The organism is Geodermatophilus obscurus, from assembly GCF_900143215.1.
GTDB classification, from domain to species: Bacteria; Actinomycetota; Actinomycetes; order Mycobacteriales; family Geodermatophilaceae; genus Geodermatophilus; species Geodermatophilus obscurus_A.
This window is the reverse complement of record NZ_FRDM01000022.1, coordinates 52,803-70,200: the sequence shown is the minus strand read 5'-3', so window position 1 is coordinate 70,200 and position 17,398 is coordinate 52,803. Positions and strand designations below refer to the sequence as shown.

The 17,398-nt window shown below is 74.8% G+C and carries 17 protein-coding genes and 1 pseudogene; 7 read left to right on the top strand and 11 right to left on the bottom strand.

What is annotated here, in order from left to right; all coding sequences use genetic code 11:
• The first annotated feature begins 71 nt into the window (after nucleotides 1-71).
• On the top strand, nucleotides 72-1,295 hold the full coding sequence (locus tag BUB17_RS17765) for an HNH endonuclease signature motif containing protein (protein WP_072915931.1): 1,224 nt from the start codon (nucleotides 72-74) through the stop codon (nucleotides 1,293-1,295).
• Nucleotides 1,296-1,397: 102 nt separating this feature from the next.
• Here BUB17_RS17765 and BUB17_RS17760 read toward each other — a convergent pair whose 3' ends face one another.
• The 3 genes from BUB17_RS17760 to BUB17_RS17750 form a co-directional block, all read right to left on the bottom strand.
• Nucleotides 1,398-2,528 carry a PheS-related mystery ligase SrmL gene (locus BUB17_RS17760; RefSeq protein ID WP_072920010.1) on the bottom strand — a complete coding sequence of 377 codons (1,131 nt, stop codon included), beginning with the start codon at nucleotides 2,526-2,528 and terminating at the stop codon, nucleotides 1,398-1,400.
• Between the two features lie 234 nt (nucleotides 2,529-2,762).
• Nucleotides 2,763-4,202 carry a glycosyltransferase family 39 protein gene (locus BUB17_RS17755; RefSeq protein WP_244277328.1) on the bottom strand — a complete coding sequence of 480 codons (1,440 nt, stop codon included), beginning with the start codon at nucleotides 4,200-4,202 and terminating at the stop codon, nucleotides 2,763-2,765.
• A gap of 477 nt (nucleotides 4,203-4,679) precedes the next feature.
• Complete coding sequence (locus BUB17_RS17750) at nucleotides 4,680-5,195, bottom strand: DUF6328 family protein (RefSeq protein WP_072920008.1); 516 nt, start codon at nucleotides 5,193-5,195, stop codon at nucleotides 4,680-4,682.
• A gap of 115 nt (nucleotides 5,196-5,310) precedes the next feature.
• Here BUB17_RS17750 and BUB17_RS26935 point away from each other — a divergent pair, with 115 nt between their 5' ends.
• A complete protein-coding gene (locus BUB17_RS26935; RefSeq protein WP_175561400.1) occupies nucleotides 5,311-5,484 on the top strand; it encodes a hypothetical protein in 174 nt (57 codons plus the stop codon).
• Nucleotides 5,485-5,542: 58 nt separating this feature from the next.
• Here the strand turns inward: BUB17_RS26935 and BUB17_RS17745 are convergent, their stop codons facing one another.
• The 4 genes from BUB17_RS17745 to BUB17_RS17730 form a co-directional block, all read right to left on the bottom strand.
• A complete protein-coding gene (locus BUB17_RS17745; RefSeq protein ID WP_072920007.1) occupies nucleotides 5,543-6,007 on the bottom strand; it encodes a PGPGW domain-containing protein in 465 nt (154 codons plus the stop codon).
• Between the two features lie 37 nt (nucleotides 6,008-6,044).
• Entirely contained in the window at nucleotides 6,045-6,584 is a 540-nt protein-coding gene (locus tag BUB17_RS17740) for a hypothetical protein (protein ID WP_072920006.1), read from the bottom strand.
• Between the two features lie 81 nt (nucleotides 6,585-6,665).
• Nucleotides 6,666-6,935, bottom strand: coding sequence for a DUF2277 domain-containing protein (locus BUB17_RS17735; protein WP_072920005.1), 270 nt, complete (start codon nucleotides 6,933-6,935; stop codon nucleotides 6,666-6,668).
• Between the two features lie 39 nt (nucleotides 6,936-6,974).
• Nucleotides 6,975-7,553: a hypothetical protein gene (locus BUB17_RS17730; protein WP_072920004.1), complete on the bottom strand. Its 579-nt coding sequence runs from the start codon at nucleotides 7,551-7,553 to the stop codon at nucleotides 6,975-6,977.
• Between the two features lie 158 nt (nucleotides 7,554-7,711).
• On the opposite strand from BUB17_RS17730, the gene BUB17_RS17725 reads away from it, so the two are divergent.
• A complete protein-coding gene (locus tag BUB17_RS17725; protein WP_072920003.1) occupies nucleotides 7,712-8,104 on the top strand; it encodes a hypothetical protein in 393 nt (130 codons plus the stop codon).
• Between the two features lie 88 nt (nucleotides 8,105-8,192).
• Entirely contained in the window at nucleotides 8,193-9,092 is a 900-nt protein-coding gene (locus tag BUB17_RS17720; protein ID WP_072920002.1) for an SDR family NAD(P)-dependent oxidoreductase, read from the top strand.
• A 28-nt stretch (nucleotides 9,093-9,120) separates the two neighbouring features.
• Here BUB17_RS17720 and BUB17_RS17715 read toward each other — a convergent pair whose 3' ends face one another.
• Entirely contained in the window at nucleotides 9,121-9,846 is a 726-nt protein-coding gene (locus BUB17_RS17715) for a GAF and ANTAR domain-containing protein (RefSeq protein WP_141243076.1), read from the bottom strand.
• 194 nt (nucleotides 9,847-10,040) lie between these two features.
• Here BUB17_RS17715 and eat point away from each other — a divergent pair.
• The 3 genes and pseudogenes from eat to eutC all read left to right on the top strand — a co-directional run bounded on the left by eat (nucleotide 10,041) and on the right by eutC (nucleotide 13,664).
• A pseudogene (gene eat, locus BUB17_RS17710) lies at nucleotides 10,041-11,515 on the top strand (ethanolamine permease).
• Nucleotides 11,512-12,924 carry an ethanolamine ammonia-lyase subunit EutB gene (locus tag BUB17_RS17705; RefSeq protein WP_072920001.1) on the top strand — a complete coding sequence of 471 codons (1,413 nt, stop codon included), beginning with the start codon at nucleotides 11,512-11,514 and terminating at the stop codon, nucleotides 12,922-12,924. Before eat ends, BUB17_RS17705 begins: the two are co-directional and overlap by 4 nt.
• A complete protein-coding gene (gene eutC / locus BUB17_RS17700; protein ID WP_072920000.1) occupies nucleotides 12,921-13,664 on the top strand; it encodes an ethanolamine ammonia-lyase subunit EutC in 744 nt (247 codons plus the stop codon). The genes BUB17_RS17705 and eutC overlap by 4 nt, the downstream gene beginning before the upstream one ends.
• Nucleotides 13,665-14,077: 413 nt before the next feature.
• On the opposite strand, the gene BUB17_RS17695 is transcribed toward eutC, so the two are convergent.
• From BUB17_RS17695 to BUB17_RS17685, 3 genes are read right to left on the bottom strand one after another with little or no spacing between them, the layout of a single operon-like run.
• Nucleotides 14,078-15,676 carry a tripartite tricarboxylate transporter permease gene (locus tag BUB17_RS17695; RefSeq protein WP_072919999.1) on the bottom strand — a complete coding sequence of 533 codons (1,599 nt, stop codon included), beginning with the start codon at nucleotides 15,674-15,676 and terminating at the stop codon, nucleotides 14,078-14,080.
• Entirely contained in the window at nucleotides 15,676-16,188 is a 513-nt protein-coding gene (locus BUB17_RS17690; protein WP_072919998.1) for a tripartite tricarboxylate transporter TctB family protein, read from the bottom strand. Before BUB17_RS17690 ends, BUB17_RS17695 begins: the two co-directional genes overlap by 1 nt.
• On the bottom strand, nucleotides 16,185-17,192 hold the full coding sequence (locus BUB17_RS17685; RefSeq protein WP_072919997.1) for a Bug family tripartite tricarboxylate transporter substrate binding protein: 1,008 nt from the start codon (nucleotides 17,190-17,192) through the stop codon (nucleotides 16,185-16,187). The genes BUB17_RS17690 and BUB17_RS17685 overlap by 4 nt, the downstream gene beginning before the upstream one ends.
• Nucleotides 17,193-17,398: the final 206 nt, after the last annotated feature.

Here is a 17,398-nt window from a genome sequence, read left to right as displayed (position 1 = left end):
GGATTCGGGATGAGTGACGTCCCCGGGCTCGCTAGGCTTCGAACAGGTGATCGAGTCGGTGGGGAGGTGTCGTGGACGACCTGTTGGCTGCCCTCGACGCGCTCGCCGGCGAGGATCTGGCGCCGTTGTTCGGCCCGGTGCTGCTGGACCGGCTGGGTCCGCTGCTGGTGGCGCAGAACCGGCTGGCCGCCGAGGTGGCCCGCACGGTGCGCGAGTGCGAGGTGTCCGGTGCCGCGGAGGTCGACGGGCTGACGTCCATGGGCTCCTGGCTGCGTGGGCACGGGCACCTGTCGACCGCCGAGGCCGCCCGGGTGGTCCGCGCCGGGCGTGCGCTTCAGCACCTGCCGGCGCTGGCGGCGTTCGCCGCCGGTGCGGTGACCGGCGAGCAGGCCGCGCTGATCGGCCGGGTGGCCGAGCCCGACCAGCTCGCCCGCGCCGCCGCGCAGAACGTGGACCTGGCCGCGGTGGATGAGCTGCTCACCGACGTGGCCGTGACCCGTCCGCACGCGGACACCGCCCAGGCGGTGCAGCACTACCTGGACCGCCTCGACGCCGACGGGCCCGAGCCCGATCCCACCGAGGGGCGGCGGCTGGTGATGGCCAAGCACGCCGACGGCAGCATCACCGGCCGGTTCGACCTGGACGCGGTGGGTGGGGAGAGGCTGCAGGCGGCGCTGGAGGCGGTGGTGCAGGCCGGCCGGTGCGCCGGGGACGAGCGCACCCGCGCGCAGCGGCTGGCCGATGCGCTGGTGCAGCTGGCCGACAACGCCCTGGCCTCCGGCGGTCTGCCCATCCTGCGCGGCCACAAGCCCCAGGTGATCGTCACGATCGGGATCGAGGACCTGGCCGACCCGGCCACCGGCCGGGGCGCCGCGCAGATGGGGTTCGGCGCGACGATCTCCGCCGCCCGGGCCCGCTGGATCGCCTGCGACGGGAACATCACCCGGATCGTGATCGGCCCGGACGGGGTGCCGCTGGACGTCGGCCGCAGCGTGCGGCTGGTGCCACCGCACCTGCGCCGCGCCGCGGAGGTGCGCGACGGCGGCTGCGTGTTCGCCGGCTGCGGCGCCCCGACCTGGTGGTGCGACGTGCACCACCTGATCGCCTGGATCGACGGCGGTGAGACGTCGCTGGCCAACTCGGCACTGCTGCGCGAACGGCACCACACCAAGGTCCACCACGGCTTCCGCGTCGAGCGACAACCCGATGGCCGATGGCGCACCTGGCGACCCGACGGCACCGAGATCCGCACCGGACCGGGCCGCACCGGCCCACCACTCGTCACTGCTGCCTGACCTGACGCCCATCCCAGCCGGCAGCCGACCGATGCCCACCCCCGGGCACCGGTCGGCTGCCGGCTGCCCGCGCATCGGCGCCGTGAGCGAGGAACGGCCACGTCAGGAACTCGCCCACTCACGGTGAGGTCCGCGGTGGACGGCCGCGTAGACCCGGTCGCGCAGCTCGTTGGCCCGCTGGTCGGTCAAGGTCCCCGCCAGGGGGCGCAGCACCAGCCGCAGGAGCACGTTGACCTGGTCCTGGCCCAGCCCGAGCCTGCGGCGAGCGGTGTCCGGGAGGTCGGCGTAGGTGGTGCCGGCCAGGACGGTCACCGACTCGAGGGCCTCGACCTCTGGGCCCAGCGCGGTGCGGACGGCGTCCCCCAGCAGCTCCGCATCGACCGGGGCGTCCACCACGATGGACAGGTCCCGGCGCACCGGTGGTTGCGACGACACCGGTCGCCACGGGGCCAGGTCGAGCAGCTGCGCGGCAATGCGCGGTTCCGTCGAGCGCAGCACGCGGATGTCCGCGATGCCCTTGCGCACCATGAGCGCCCGATCCAGGCCCATGCCCAGCGCCAGGCCGCTGTACCGGTCGGGGTCGAGGCCGGCGCCGGCGAGCACGTGCCCGGCGACCAGGCCGCACTCCGCCAGCTCCACCCAGCCGGAGGGGGTGCGCACGTCGACCTGCAGACCCTGCGTGGTGTAGGGGTGGCGGACCGGTGACGTACGCCAGCGCGCACCGGGCAGGACGGCGCCGACCACCAGCTCGACCATCTGCTGCAGATCGTCGGGACCCAACCGCCGGGTGCTGGTGATGCGCCACAGGTCCACCTGGTGGGGCGTGCCCACGTGCAGCCGGTCGATGGTGTCGCGGCGGTAGCACAGGCCGGGCAGTGCCAGCAGCACGTCGATCTCGGGATCGGCGGCACGGGTGCCGGCGAGCGCGCGCAGTGCGGGAGCGACGCCGGCGCTGGTGTGGCTGCGCAGCATCACCGTCTCGGCGGCGTAGCGGCTGTACCGGGCATCGCGGGTGACGTCGGCGGCCGCGTAGCCGAGCCGGTCGTAGTTGTCCTCGACGCTCACCAGCGGCCGGCGCCGCTGCACGTCGAGAGCGCAGTGCCAGGCGCCGGTCAGGGCGGCGAGCACGTCGCCCAGCAGCAGCTGCATCGCGTGCGGACCGCCGGCGGGGTCGGACAGGTCGCGCAGCTCGAGCGCGACCTCGAGGTCGTGCGGAGTCAGCAGGGGAGTCACGGAAGGTCCCTCGCGGGTGATCGGCGGGTGGGAGAGGGATCACCCCCGGCCGACGGGTCCGTGAACGGGCTACCGGCAGACCTCGGTGCCCCCACGGCTGCTCGGCGGCCGGGGGCGCGGAAAGGAGGTCCCGTGCTCGGGCACGGGTCGACGGTAGCGCTCGAGCACGACACCGCCCACGCGTTTTCGGCGGCAGCCGGCGGTGGCCGGCCGGCGCCGGAGGTCGACCCGGGCTCAGCGCTCCCAGACCTGCACCAGCAGGTCGGTCTTCGCGGCGTCGAACGCGTACTCGTCGACCACCCGCAGCCCCGCGTCCGACAGGATCTCGTCGTCGTCGGTCGAGACGACGTCCCCGCGGATCACCCGGCGGACCAGCCACACCCGGTCCGCCGCGGACGGGGCGTCGTCCGGCGGCAGGACGACGTCGGGTCGCAGCCGCGGCGCCGCCGTCCGGACGTAGTGGTCCAGCCCGGTCGCCGAGCGCTGGTCCGCGGCGACGATCGGCTCGCCGGGGCGCTGCCGCTCGGCCAGCAGCGCCACCACGTCGTCGGCCCGCTCCCGCGGCTCACGCACGGCCAGGGGCGAGGCCGCCAGCAGCGAGCAGGCCACCAGCAGCCCGGCGACCGGTGCCCGGGCCGCGCACGGCACGGTCAGCGCACCCACCGCCGCCAGCACGCCCAGCGACAGCAACCCGGCCAGCAGGTACCGCGGGTGGTACACCGGCCGCACCGTCTCGGCGAGCAGCAGCAGCCCCAGCGGCACGAGCAGCCAGCAGGTCGCGACCACCCGCACGCCGGTGCCGCGCAGCGCGCCCAGCACGGCCAGCCCCACGACCAGGTACAGCAGCGACCTCGATCCACCGGCCCACGCCTCGACGGCGAGGTCGGCCAGCGTGCCCTCGGTGTCCCGCAGGTGCTCGGCGTTGCGCGCGCCGGTCCCGTTGAGCAGGTTCACCGCGACCAGCCCGACGGCGGGCAGCGCGGCGGCCGCACCGGTGAGCACCACCGGCCACGCCCGCCGGCCGCGCAGCAGCAGCGCCGCGACGACGAAGCCGGCGAGCGCCGTCACCGCGTACCAGTGCGCCAGCCCCATCCCCGCGCCCGCCAGCCCGAACAGCAGCAGTCCCCGCGGCGACCCCTGCAGCCACCGCACCAGCCCCAGCAGCGCCCCACCGGTGGCCAGCACCGCCAGCCCGTACGGGCGGGCCTCCACCGCCTGCTCGAGCAGCAGCGGGCTCGCCGCCAGCACGACCCCGGCCAGCACCCCGGCCGCCCGCGAGGTCAGCCGGGTCACCGCGCGCGTGATCGAAGCCAGGCCGCCGGCGGTCGCCAGCAGCGACAGCACCCGCAGCGACGTGTCCCCGCCCAGCCCCGGCAGCAACACCCACGTGCGCACCACGAAGTACCAGGGCGCGTTGTACGACGGCGGGACGTCGGCCAGGTAGCCCGTCGTCCCGCGGCCCTCGACGATCGCCGCGAGGATCTCCCCGTACGGCCGGCGGCCCACCTCGGCGGTGAACAGCTCGTCGAACCACAGCCCGTGCCCCGGCAGCAGCAGCACCGTCCCCAGCAGGACGACGGCCAACGGCGGCACCAGCTCGAGCACCGACCAGCGGGTCGACGGCGCGCGGACCGGCTCGGGCGGTGCGGACACCCGTTCCGCCGTCGTGCTCACGCCGAGCAGGTTAGGCGACCCTTCCCCGGTAGCCGACGTGTCACCGGCGCGCCGTAGCGTTCCGGGCTCCGAGCGAGGGAGGGGAGAGGTGACCGCAGGTCCCGGGCCGGCGCCACCGCCGTCGTCGGAGACGGTGGCCCGGCGTTTCCGCCGGCAACTGTGCCGTGACACCGCGCACGAGCTCGCGGTCCGTCGCCGGCTGGTGAAGGATCCCGTCCTCCCCACCCCTCGCAAGCTCGGGGCGGTGCCCTGGACGGGGCCGGTGGCGGGAACCTGCACGGTGGCCACCTCCCGCACGCCAACCGCGACAGGTGGTTGGCCGAGCTCGCCGCGAACGTCGCGCGCGACCGGCGGGCCGATGCGGTGCTGCGTGCCCGGGGATGGCGGGTGCTCCGCTGCTGGGAACACGAGGACCCCGACGCGGTCGCCGACGCGATCTGCGCGGCCTTGAGCTACCCGTCGTCAGAGGGTGAGAGCTCAGTCGTCCGGGTCGTCCTGCTCGTTGTGCGCGCGCTTCCAGAACGGGACTGCCATCCACCACCAGGCCAGCAGGGCACCGACCACCGCAGCGGTGATCCACGCCAGCGTCAGGTCGAAGACCACGTCGGTCACCAGCAGCACGGCGCCGACGATCGCCACGGCCAGCACGGCCAGCCCGAGGGACGCCGACCGGTTGCTGCGCCGCAGCAGCGCCTCCTTGTCGTGCTGGCGGAACAGCACCCGGTGCTGCGCCGCGGGTGCGATCAGCAACCCGGTCGCCACGGCAGCGGCCAGCAGCGTGACGAAGTAGACGTCGCGCTGGAAGTCGGTGAGCTGGGTGCCCTGCTGCTGGAAGGGCACCACGAGCAGGAACGCGAAGAGGAACTGCACCCCCGGCAGCGCGACGCGCAGCTCGTTGAGCAGCTCCATCAGCTCCCGGTCGATCCGCTCCTTGTGGCTCTCACCGCCCTCGGACGAGTTCCCGCGGTGCTGCGGACTCCGCACGCCCGTCATGGCCCGCACCTCCTGCCGTCGCCGTTCCGCCCAATGGGGGAGGAGCGGGATGGTGCCACGCAGGAGGGCCGGGTATGGGTCGCGCGCTCATCCTTTCGGTGGTCAGGAGGACGACGTGTCGATGTGGACGCCCATGGAGCCGAACCTCGGCCGGGGGGACGACGGCATCCCGGCCGCCGACCCCGGTCCGGAGGCGCCGCCGCCCGCCGACGGCTTCGGCATCGGCGGGGAGGAACCCGCCCGTCCCGAGGAGACCGACCCGGCAGAGGAGACCGCGGAGGACCACTGAACGCAGACGCGACGAGGCCCGGCGGACCGGTACGGTCTGCCGGGCCTCGTCGCGTCGGTCAGCCCCGGACGGCGGCCAGGGCGCGGTCCACCAGGTCGTAGTGGCCCACCGCCCAGAACACCACGCCGGCCGCCACCAGGCCGCCCACGGTGATCGCCGCGGAGCTCACCGGGTGCTGCTTGGCGTGCGCCCAGGTGTCACGGGCCTTGCGGCGGAAGGCCACGAAGAACCGCCGCGCCCACTCGAACTCCGTGGACCACACCCACAGCCCCACCAGGATCGGCGGGATGGTCAGCGGCCCGGGCAGCACGGTCAGGGCCAGCCCCAGCAGCACGAACAGCAGCCCGACGACGAACACCCCGACCCGGTAGGCGATGCCGAGACCGGGCTTCTGCCGGATGCGGTCGCGCCACGAGCCCGGCCGCACCGGCCGCGGCTTGCCCAGCCCGTCGGTGCAGTCGGCGCACCGGGTGGCGCCGCCGCCGGCGTGCGCCTGGTCGGTGGTGTGGACCGTGCTGGTCACCGGGACTCCTGGGTCGGTGCGGAGGGTGGAGGAGCGGTCAGCGCTGGGCGAGCCCGCGCGCGACCTCGCTGGGCCGCTGCTGCTCACCGGCGTAGGAGCTGACCACCACGAGCGCCCCGGTCAGCGCCGGGATCACCCACTGCAGCTGGTCGAGCTTGGCCTGGGCCTCGGCGACCTCGGCCTTGGCCCGCCTGCTCGGCTTGGTGCCCGAGCGGGACGGGGTGGCCCCGGCGTCGGAGACGACCTTGCCCAGTGCCCGGCTGTAGGCGGTGACGCCCAGCGCGGCCGCGGTGAGCGTGGTCTTGAGCGCGCTCATGCCGGCGACGCCCTGCTGCTCGGCGACCCGCCTGCGGTTGCTGATCAGCTGGCCGACGCTGCCGACCAGGTGGGCACCGATGGCCGCGGCATTGACCGGCGTCCACCGGTCCCAGCCGGCGTTGGCGACCCGCCCGGCGTCCTTGGCGTTGCTGGTCTCGCCGGCCGCGGCGTTGAGCGCCACGGCGTTGGCCAGGGTGCCGCCGAACCAGGCGGAGAGTCCGAGGTCGTGCAGCGAGCGGGACAGGGTGTTGCGCGCCATGGGTGATCTCCTCAAGAGGGGAAAGGGTGGAGTCGCTCTACCCCGCATCCCGCGTTCACACTCGATCACGCGCACTCGTGCTCAGGTGCCGTAGCGCAGGGCCGCCCGGCGGCGCGCCTTGGCCGCCTCCTCCTCCCGGTCCTTGGGCGGAGCGGTGGTGACCAGCGCGGCCAGCAGCCGGGTGGAGGCCTCGGCGACCTCGGCGACGGCACGGTCGAAGGCCTCCGCGTTGGCGCGCGACGGCCGCGCCGTCCCGCTGATCTTGCGGACGTACTGCAGCGCGGCGGCGTGCACCTCGTCGTCGGTGACGGGGGGCTCGAAGTTGGCCAGTGGCCGGATGTTGCGGCACATGCGCTGCAGCGTAGGAGCGCCCGGTGACGTCCGGGAGCCTCAGACGGCGAAGCCGGCCCGGTCGACCTTCCGGTGGTAACGGGTCCCCAGACCGCCGCCGAGCAGTGCCCCGACCAGCGACGCCGCTGCGGCCGCCGCGAGGGTGACCAGGCCGGCCGTGGTGGCGGTGCCCTCCTCGACCGGGATGCGCGGCAGCTCCAGCCGCGCGAGCACGTTGTACTCGCTGCCCAGCGCCGCCGCGGCCGCGGAGACCAGCAGGACGACGACCAGCCCGACCAGCCAGACCGCCAGGCCCTGCCGGAAGCCGGTGAAGCGCGCCATCCGCCCGGCGACGTACCCACCGGCGAGGTAGGACAGGAAGAGGACGACGAGCAGCGCGACCGCCCCGCCGAGGCCCATCTCCCCGGCCGACGCCCCCTCGGTCAGGCCCAGCGCGACGTCGGCCGCCGACACCAGCGCGACGAGCAGCACCGCCAGGCCGGTCGCCGACAGCCAGCCGAAGAACGCCGCCCCCCACGCCGTCCCGCCGAACGCCGACTGCTGAGCGGCGACGGCGTCCCGCGCCACGCCGGAGGTGGCCGAGGCGTCCTCGGGGGCGGAGCGGTCGGTGCTCGCCATGGCGGGCCTCCCGGGGAAGATCGGAGCCGGACGTGCCCGGCAGGGTGCCCCGGGCCGGTGGGCACAAACGGTGCAGGGAGGCACGACGTGGCCCCGGAGACGACGTGGCCCCGGAGACGACGTGGCCCCGGAGACGACGTGGGTTAGGAGGGGTAGCGGTGGTCGTGGTGCTGGTGGACACCGCCAACGTGGTCGGGGCCCGACCCGACGGCTGGTGGCGCGACCGGCCGGCGGCGACGTCCCGGCTGCTGGCCCGGCTGACCGCGCTGCCGGGCCGCATCGTGCCCGCGCCCGGGGGCGGGCGGCTGCTCTGCGGCGAGGTCGTCGCGGTCGTGGAGGGCGCCGCATCGACGGTCCGGGCGCCGGAGGGCGTCACGCTGGTGCGCGCTCCCGGCAGCGGGGACGACACGCTCGCCGCCTACGCCGGCCGGCTCGCGGGGGAGGGGCGGCCGGTGCTGGTGGTCACCGCCGACCGCGGCCTGCGGGCGCGGCTGCCCGGCAGCGCCACCGTCACCGGTCCCGGCTGGCTGTACGAGGTGCTGCCCGCATGACCATGGGAGCGCGAGGGTAGAGCGACTCCACCGACGCGAGATCGAACCTGCCCGCGCGTTCCCACCCCTCCCGAGCACGAGGAGCCGCATGCCGCCCACCGGCGCGCCGTCCCGCCCCCTGACCGCCCTGATCACCGGAGCCTCCAGCGGGATCGGCCGGGCCACGGTGCACACCCTCGCCGCCCGCGGCGCCCGGCTGGTGCTCGTCGCCCGGGGCCGCGAGGCGCTGGAGGAGACCGCCGCCGAGGCCCGCGAGAAGGGCGCTGCCGACGTCCTGGTCTGCCCGGCCGACGTCACCGACGCCGACGCGGTGCAGCGGGCGGTCGAGACCGCCGTCGAGCGCCTCGGCCGGCTCGACGCCGTCATCCACTCGGCGCAGACCATGGCCTACGGCCGGATCGAGGACGTGCCCCGCGAGGCATTCGAGGCCGTCGTCGACACCTCGCTGCACGGCACCGCCAACGTCGCCCGCAGCGCGCTGCCGGTGTTCCGCCGCCAGGGCGCCGGGCACCTGGTCGTCGTCAGCTCGCTGCTGGCCTCGGTGACCGCGCCGCTCATGGGCACCTACGCGGCCGCCAAGTGGGGCCAGCTCGGGCTGGTGCGCACGCTGCAGCAGGAGATCCGGGACGCGCCCGGCGTGCACGTCTCGGCGGTCGCCCCCGGCGGGGTCAACACCCCGATCTACTACCAGGGCGCGACGTGGGCCGGCAGCACCGGCCGGCCGCCGCCCCCGGTGTACTCGGCGGAGCGGGTGGCGCGCGCGGTGGTGGCGCGGCTGGACCGGCCGCGGCGGCTGGTGCAGTCGGGGTTCGCCAACCCGGTCGTCATCGCCGGCTTCCGGCTGCTGCCGGCGGTCTACGACGCGCTGGTCGGGCCGCTGTTCCGGGTGTTCGCCCTGGCCGGGGACGGCGCACCGCCGACCGAGGGCAACGTCTTCACCCCGCGGCAGGAGCGCAACGCCAAGGACGGCCGCTGGCACGGCCTCTGAGGCGCAAGGCCTGCGAGGTGCACGGCGGTCACCAGCGCTCGCACCGGTCGGCCAGATCCTCCTCGAACGCGCTCACGACGCCGGCGGCGACGTCGCGGAGTTTGACGTTGCGGCGCTGCGAGGCGATCCGCAGCAGGTCGAAGGCCTGATCGGCCGTGCACCGCTCCTGCGCCATGAGCAGGCCGACCGCCCGGCCGATGGTGGCCCGGGTGTCCAGGCCGCCGACGAGGGCATCGGCGCGCTCGATGCTGTCGGCCAGGCGCAGCGCCACGGTGAGCGCGCCGGTGATCTGTTCCGCCCAGCGCGCGGCGGCGGCCTCGTCGGCGGCGGTGAAGACCCCGGGCTCGGTCGCGTAGAGGTTCAGCGCGCCGCTGCTGCGCCCCTCGACCACCAGCGGCAGCGACAGCGACGACCGGACGCCGAGCTCCGCGGCCCGCGCGGGGTAGGGGGTCCAGCGCTCCTCGGTCGCCATGTCCGTGACCCGGACGACGGTGCCGGTGCGCATCGCCTCCAGGCACGGCCCGGTGTCCACCTCGTACTGCCGTTCGTCGGCCCGCTGCGCGAGGGGGCCGCTGCTGGCCACGGTCACCCCGGCGGCGTCGCGGCTCAGGGTCAGCCCGCAGGCCTCGGCGGAGACCACCTGGCGAGCAGCCAGGCTCACCAGATCGCCGAGGAAGGACTCGAGGTCACCCCCCGAGGCCAGCAGGGCGAGCAGCTCGCCGTCGTCCGACCCCGTGCTCAGCCTCGGCGTCACTGCCGCTCGCCCTCCGTGTCGCGCCCGGTCCGGTCGTGTCCGACCGACCAAGTATCCCGCACGCCCGGACGGCGCGGCGGAACTCCCCGCGAACGGCGCGGTGAACGGGGTGTTGCCTCCGTGTCGGCCCGTTGACCCGGCCGGGACGCCGGACCAGGCTGGCCCTCCCCGCCTCCGGCGGGCTCGTCCCGGAGGTGCCCGTGACCGCCGATCCCACCGCCCGAGCCACCCCGAGCCGGCCCGCCGCGCGCGCGGGCATCGAGGCCGAACGGGTGGAGGTCGGCTACCTCGAGCGGCGCCGGCTGCGATCGGGGACGGCGGGCTGGCTGCTGCTGGCCGGCCTCGGCGTCTCGGCGGTCATCTCCGGCGACTACGCCGGGTGGAACTTCGGCCTGGCCGAGGGCGGGTTCGGCGGGCTGCTGATCGCCACCGTGCTCATGGCGGTCATGTACACCGCGATGGTGTTCGGGCTGGCCGAGCTCGGCTCCGCGCTGCCGACCGCGGGCGGCGGCTACACCTTCGCCCGGCGCGCGCTGGGCCCGTGGGGCGGCTACGCCACCGGCGTCGCCGTGCTCATCGAGTACGCGATCGCGCCCGCGGCCATCGCCACCTTCATCGGCGCCTACGTCGAGTCCCTCGGGCTGTTCGGCATCACCGACGGCTGGTGGGTCTACCTGGTCGTCTACGCGCTGTTCATCGGGATCCACCTGATGGGCGTCGGCGAGGCGCTCAAGGCGATGTTCGCCGTCACCGTCGTCGCGCTCGCCGGGCTGGTGGTCTTCCTCGTCGGCGCCGCTCCGCGGTTCGAGGCCGGCAACCTGCTCGACATCGCGCCCACCGACGCCGCCGGCGCCTCGGCGTTCCTGCCGTACGGGCTGATCGGCGTCTGGGCGGCGTTCCCGTTCGCCATCTGGTTCTTCCTCGCCGTCGAGAGCGTCCCGCTGGCCGCCGAGGAGGCCCGCGACCCGGCCCGGTCGATGCCGCGGGGGATCGTCGCGGCGATGGGCGTGCTCGTCGTCCTCGCCGTCCTCATGCTGGTGTTCACCCCGGGCGCGGCGGGGTCGTCGGCGATCGCGGGGTCGGGCAACCCGCCGGTCGACGCGCTGGCCGGCGCCGGCGCACCCGACGGCCTCACGCGGGTGGTGAACTACGCCGGCCTGTTCGGGCTGGTGGCCAGCTTTTCTCGATCATCTACGCCTACTCGCGGCAGACCTTCGCGCTCTCCCGCGCCGGCTACCTGCCGCGCGCGCTGTCGGTGACCAACGGCCGCAAGGCGCCGGTGCTGGCGCTGCTCGTCCCGGGTGCGATCGGCTTCCTGCTGTCGCTGACCGGCCAGGGCGCGATGCTGCTCAACATGGCCGTCTTCGGGGCGACGGTGTCCTACGTGCTCATGATGGTCAGCCACATCGTGCTGCGCCGGCGCGAGCCGGACCTGCCGCGCCCGTACCGGACGCCGGGCGGGACGGCGACCACCGGCGTCGCGCTGGTGCTGGCCGCCGCCGCGGTCGTGGCCACCTTCCTCGTCGACGTCTCCGCCGCGCTGTGGACGCTCGCGGCCTACGCCGCCTTCCTCGCGTACTTCGCGCTCTACAGCCGCCACCACCTGGTGGCCTCCGCGCCGGAGGAGGAGTTCGAGCTGCTGGCCGATGCGGGGGAGGACGTCCGATGAGGCGGCGGGGCACGGTCGGCGGCCGCACCTACGAGTTCCCGACCCTGGTCGAGCTGATGGCCAGGGCGACCCCGCTGCGCTCCGGCGACGTGCTGGCCGGCTGCGCCGCGGAGTCGGCCGCCGAGCGGGTGGCCGCGCAGACGGTGCTCGCCGACCTGCCGCTGGCCACCTTCCTCGACGAGCAGGTGGTCGGCTACGACGAGGACGACGTCACCCGGCTGGTCCTCGACACCCACGACCCGGTGGCCTTCGCGCCGGTCGCCTCGCTGACGGTCGGCGAGTTCCGCGACCGGCTGCTGGCCTGGGCGGCGGCCGGCGACGAGACGTCGATCAGCGGCCTGGCCCCCGGACTGACCCCGGAGATGGTCGCGGCCACCTCGAAGCTGATGCGCAACGCCGACCTGGTCGCCGTCGGCCGGCGCGCGCGGGTGGTGACCGGGCTGCGCAGCACCCTGGGCCTGGCCGGCCGGCTGGCCTCCCGGCTGCAGCCCAACCACCCGACCGACGACCCGCTGGGCGTCACGGCGTCCATCGTCGACGGGCTGCTGCAGGGCTGCGGGGACGCCGTCATCGGCATCAACCCGGCCACCGACTCCCCCGCCCGCACGCTCGCGCTGCTGCAGCTGGTCGACGAGGTGATCGGCCGCTACGGCATCCCGACGCAGTCCTGCGTGCTGGCGCACGTGACCACCACGCTGCGGGCGCTGGAGGCCGGCGCCCCGGTCGACCTGGTGTTCCAGTCCGTCGCCGGCACCCAGCCGGCCAACCGCGGTTTCGGCGTGACCCTCGACCTGCTCACCGAGGCCCGTGCCGGTGCGCTGGCGCTGGGCCGCGGCACGGTCGGCTCGAACGTGACCTACTTCGAGACCGGGCAGGGCTCGGCGCTGTCGGCCGACGCGCACCGCGGCATCGGTGGGCGGCCGGTCGACCAGCAGACGCTGGAGGCCCGCGCCTACGGCGTGGCCCGGCACTTCGACCCGCTGATCGTCAACACCGTCGTCGGGTTCATCGGCCCGGAGTACCTCTACGACGGCAAGCAGGTGCTGCGCGCGGGGCTGGAGGACCACTTCTGCGGCAAGCTGCTGGGCCTGCCGATGGGCGTCGACGTCTGCTACACCAACCACGCCGAGGTCGACGAGGACGACATGGACTCGCTGATGCTGCTGCTCGGCGCGGCGGGCTGCACGTTCCTCATCGCCGTCCCCGGGATGGACGACGTCATGCTGCACTACCAGTCATTGGCGTTCTCCGACGTGCTGACCACCCGCTCGGTGCTGGGACTGCGGCCGGCACCGGAGTTCGAGGCGTGGCTGGCGCGGATGGACCTGCTCGACGACGCCGGCCGGGTCCGTGAGCTGTCCGCCGACGCCCCCGCGGCCCGGGCGCTCCTCGCGGCGGCGTCGGCATGAGCTCGGCACTGGACGCGCCGCTGCCGCCCGGCGACGACCCGTGGGCGGTGCTCCGCGCGGCCACCCGCGCGCGGGTCGCGCTCGGCCGGGCCGGGGACGCGCTGCCCACGGCCCGGGAACTGGAGTTCCGCGCCGCCCACGCGGCCGCCCGTGACGCGGTGCACCAGCCGCTGGACGCCGACCGGCTGCGACCCACGCTCGGCGACTTCCTCGAGGTGCACTCGGCCGCGCCCGACCGGGCCACCTACCTGCAGCGGCCCGACCTCGGCCGGCAGCTCGCGGAGGGCACGTCGTTGCCGCGGGCGGATACCGACCTCGCGGTCGTGGTCGCCGACGGGCTCTCGCCGCGGGCGGTGCACGAGCACGCCGCCGGGCTGGTGACCGCGCTGGTGGAGCGGCTGCCGGGCTGGTCGGTCGCGCCGCTGGTGCTGGCGCACCAGGCGCGGGTGGCGCTCGGCGACGCGGTGGGGGAGGCGCTGGGGGCCCGGGCCGTCGTCGTGCTGATCGGCGAGCGGCCGGGGCTGTCGTCGGCGGACTCGCTCGGCGTCTACCTGACCTGGGACCCCCGGCCGGGGCGGGCGGACTCCGAGCGCAACTGCGTCTCCAACGTGCGCCCGCCGCACGGGCTGTCCTACGCGCAGGCCGCCGACACCGTGGCCGCGCTGCTCGGGGCGGCGCGCGAGCTGGGCGCCTCCGGCGTGGTGCTCAAGGACGAGGGCCCGGCGCTGCCCACCGGCTGAGGACCGCGTCGGCGTCGCCGAGCGGACGACCCAGAACGACGCTCGGCGACACCGGCGGGCGCGAGCAGTGTCGACTCCGCCGTCCCGTCGGGGAAGGGTGTCGGCGGCGGCCGGGTGTGGCGGTCGCCCTCCGTCCCGGTGCGGGTGGCGCGGGTCAGCGCGCCTCGGCCTCCTGCCAGGCGAGCCGGCGGCCCACGAGGAGCAGGCGCATCCTGTGCCCGAGGACGGTCGGTGTCGGGGAGGGCACCCGGCCACGCCAGGAGGGGACGACCGGCCTCCGCGACGCCGACGGGAGCGTTGCCATCGACCGCTCACCCCACCCGTGTGTCGCCCTCATCTGCGGCCGGGCCCACCGACGCGGAGAGGGGTGGGGACCGTCGTCCCCACCCCTCTCGTTCGTGCTGCCCACGGCCTCAGGGCCGGTCGGGGTCCTGCTTGGCTCGGGCCTCGACCGAGATCGCGTCGGTCGTCCCGTGGTGGTGGTGCGCCTCCTCGATCTCGTGCACCGCCTCGTCGAGCACGGGGACGTGCACCCCCTTCTTCGGCAGCAGCAGGCGGACCAGCGGCCACAGCAGGACCAGCGCCACGATGACGTACACGACGACGGACAGCGGGTCGATCAGCCCACCGATCGCCCCGTTGCTGATCTGCAGCGCCTGCCGCAGCTCCGCCTCGGCGAACGGCCCGAGGATCACGCCGACGATGGCCGGCAGCAGCGGCAGCCCGAAGCGGCGCATCATGAAGCCGAGCGCGCCGATGACCAGCAGCATGAACAGGTCGAACACGTTGGCGTTCGTCGCGTACGCGCCCAGGCTGGCGAAGAAGAGGATGCCCGCATACAGGTAGGTGCGCGGGATCCGCAGCAGACGCGCCCACAGCGGCGCCAGTGGCAGGTTGAGCACCAGCAGCGCCGTGTTGCCGATGAAGAGGCTGGCGATGAGGCCCCACACCAGCTCCGGCTCGCTGTCGAACAGCTGCGGCCCGGGCTGGATGCCGTAGCTCTCGATGGCGGCGAGCAGGACCGCCGCGGTGGCCGTCACCGGGATGCCCAGGGTCAGCAGCGGCACGAGCCCACCCGCGGCCGAGGCGTTGTTCGTGGCCTCCGGCCCGGCGACGCCCTCGATGGCACCCGTGCCGAACTCCTCGGGGTGCCGGGACAGCCTCTTCTCCGTGACGTAGGAGAGGAACGTCGGGACCTCGGCCCCACCGGCAGGGACGGCGCCGAAGGGGAACCCGATCGCGGTGCCGCGCAGCCACGGCTTCCACGAGCGGCGCCAGTCCGACCGGCTCATCCGCGGGTTGCCCACCGGGATGACCTCGACCGGGCGGCGGCGCAGGTGGGCCGCGGTCCACAGCGCCTCACCGACGGCGAACAGGCCGACCGCCACGACGACGATGTCGATGCCGTCGGCGAGCTCGCCGATGCCGAAGGTGAGCCGCTGTTGGCCGGAGGTGGCGTCGATGCCGACCAGCCCGATGGCCAGGCCGAGCCCGAGCGAGGCCAGGCCGCGCACCCGGGAGCTGCCGAGCACCGAGGTCACCGCGATGAACGCCAGCACCATGATCGCGAACATGTCGGCCGGCGAGACCTCCACGGCGAGGTCGGCGACCAGGGGGGCCACCAGCGCCAGCAGCAGCGTGGCGATGGTCCCGGCGACGAACGAGCCGATCGCCGCGGTGGCCAGGGCCTGCGCGGCGCGGCCGGACCGGGCCATCTTGTTGCCCTCGATGGCGGTGACCACCGAGGCGCTCTCACCCGGGGTGTTCAACAGGATCGACGTCGTGGACCCGCCGTACATGCCGCCGTAGTAGATGCCGGCGAACATGATGAGCGCGGTGGTGACGTCCAGGCCGCGGGTCAGCGGCAGCAGCAGTGCCACCGCCATGGCCGGGCCGATGCCGGGCAGGACGCCGATCGCGGTGCCCAGCAGCACACCCAGCAGCGCGAACGCCAGGTTGGTCGGCGTCAGGGCGGTGCCGAAGCCCTCCATGAGGGAGCCGAACGCGTCCATCAGAGGATCCCCCTCAGGATGCCGGGGGGCAGCACGATGCCGAGCCCGAGGGCGAACAGGTAGAACGAGCCGATCGACAGCGCGAAGGCGATCACGGCGTCGCGCACGTAGTGCCGGCTGCCGAGGGCGAACGCCGATCCCCAGAACAGGACCGCGCCCGAGAACACCCAGCCGAGGGTCTCGATCAGCAGCGCGTTGGCCAGGAACGCGGCGGCGAGCATCGCGATCGTCGTCCAGTCGGTGCCGCCGGTGAGCTCGACGTCCTCGCCGCCCTCGGGCTCCCCGCGGCCGCCGCGCTTCACGTCGATGGCCAGGACGACCCCCACGATGACCAGCAGGCCGCCCACGACGAGGGGGACGACGGCGGGCCCGACCGGCCCGCGGACGATCCGGCTCTCCGGCAGGAGGAGGGCCTGCACGATGACGAGGAGGCCGAGCGCCGCCAGGAACAGGGCCACTCCGTACTCGGAGCGGCCCTGTTCCTGGGCGCTGCCCCTGGGGGCAGAGGTCACGTCAGGCCCAGCTCGCTCAGCACGCCCTCGACGCGCTGGCTCTCCTCGTCGAGGAAGGAGCCGAACTCGTCGCCGGTGATGAAGGAGTCGGTCCAGCCCTGGTTCTCCAGCTCCTGCTGCCAGGCCTCGCTGTCGTGGACCTGGGTGATCAGGTCGACGTGCCGCTGGGCCTCCTCGGGGGTGATGTCCGGGGCCGCCACGATGCCGCGCCAGTTGGTGAAGGTCAGGTCCACGCCGGACTCGGTGAGGGTCGGCGCGTCGACGCCCTCGACCGGCGCCTCGCTGGTGACCGCGAGGATGCGGACGTCACCGGAGGCGGCGGGCTCGGTGACCTCGCCGATGCCGGTCGCGGCGAAGGCCACGTCGCCGCCGAGGATGCCGGCGAGCAGCTCGCCGCCGCCGTCGTAGGCGACGTAGTTGACCGAGGTCGGCGCCACGCCGACCTCCTGCGCCAGCAGCATCGGGGTCAGGTGGTCCGGGCCGCCGGGGTTGGACGCGCCGCCGACGGGCGTGTTGCCCGGGTCGGCCTTCCAGGCGGCGACCAGGTCGTCGATGGTCTGGAACGGCGAGTCGGCCGGGACGACGATCGCCTCGGCCTCCTCGATCAGCCGCGCGATCGGCGTCGTCTGCTCGAGGGTGGCCTCGGACTGGTTGCTGTACTGCGCGCCCACCACGCCCAGGCCCATCTGCATGAGCATGTCGGCGTTGCCGGTCTCGTTGACCAGGCGCTGCAGGCCGACGGTGCCGCCGGCGCCCTCGAGGTTGAACACCTCGATCGTCTCGGCCAGCTCCTCCTCCTCGGCGACCTGGGCCAAGGCGCGGGCGGTGGTGTCGTAGCCGCTGCCGGGCGAGTTCGGGACCAGCACCCGCAGGCCGGTGACCGGGCCCTCCTGGGTGCCGCCGCCGGAGGCGGAGCCGCCCTCGGCGGTGGTGCCGCACCCGGTCAGCAGCAGCCCGGCGGCCACGGTGCCTACGGTGAGCTTCCTCAGGGAAGCGTTGCGCATGGGTTCCTCCTGTGTGTCCGGCGGACGTCCGCCGCTCGCAAGGACGGTCGCAACACGCGTGGTGCGTGTCACGCTTGCGTGCGCATTGGGCGTTGTGGTCGTTGTGTGCACGGCGTCGTGTTGCGTCGCCGGACCCGGCCCGGGTCCGATGACGTGCCGCGTCCCCGACCAGTCAGGAGGGCTCGTGACCGAGCTCGCGAGGTCAC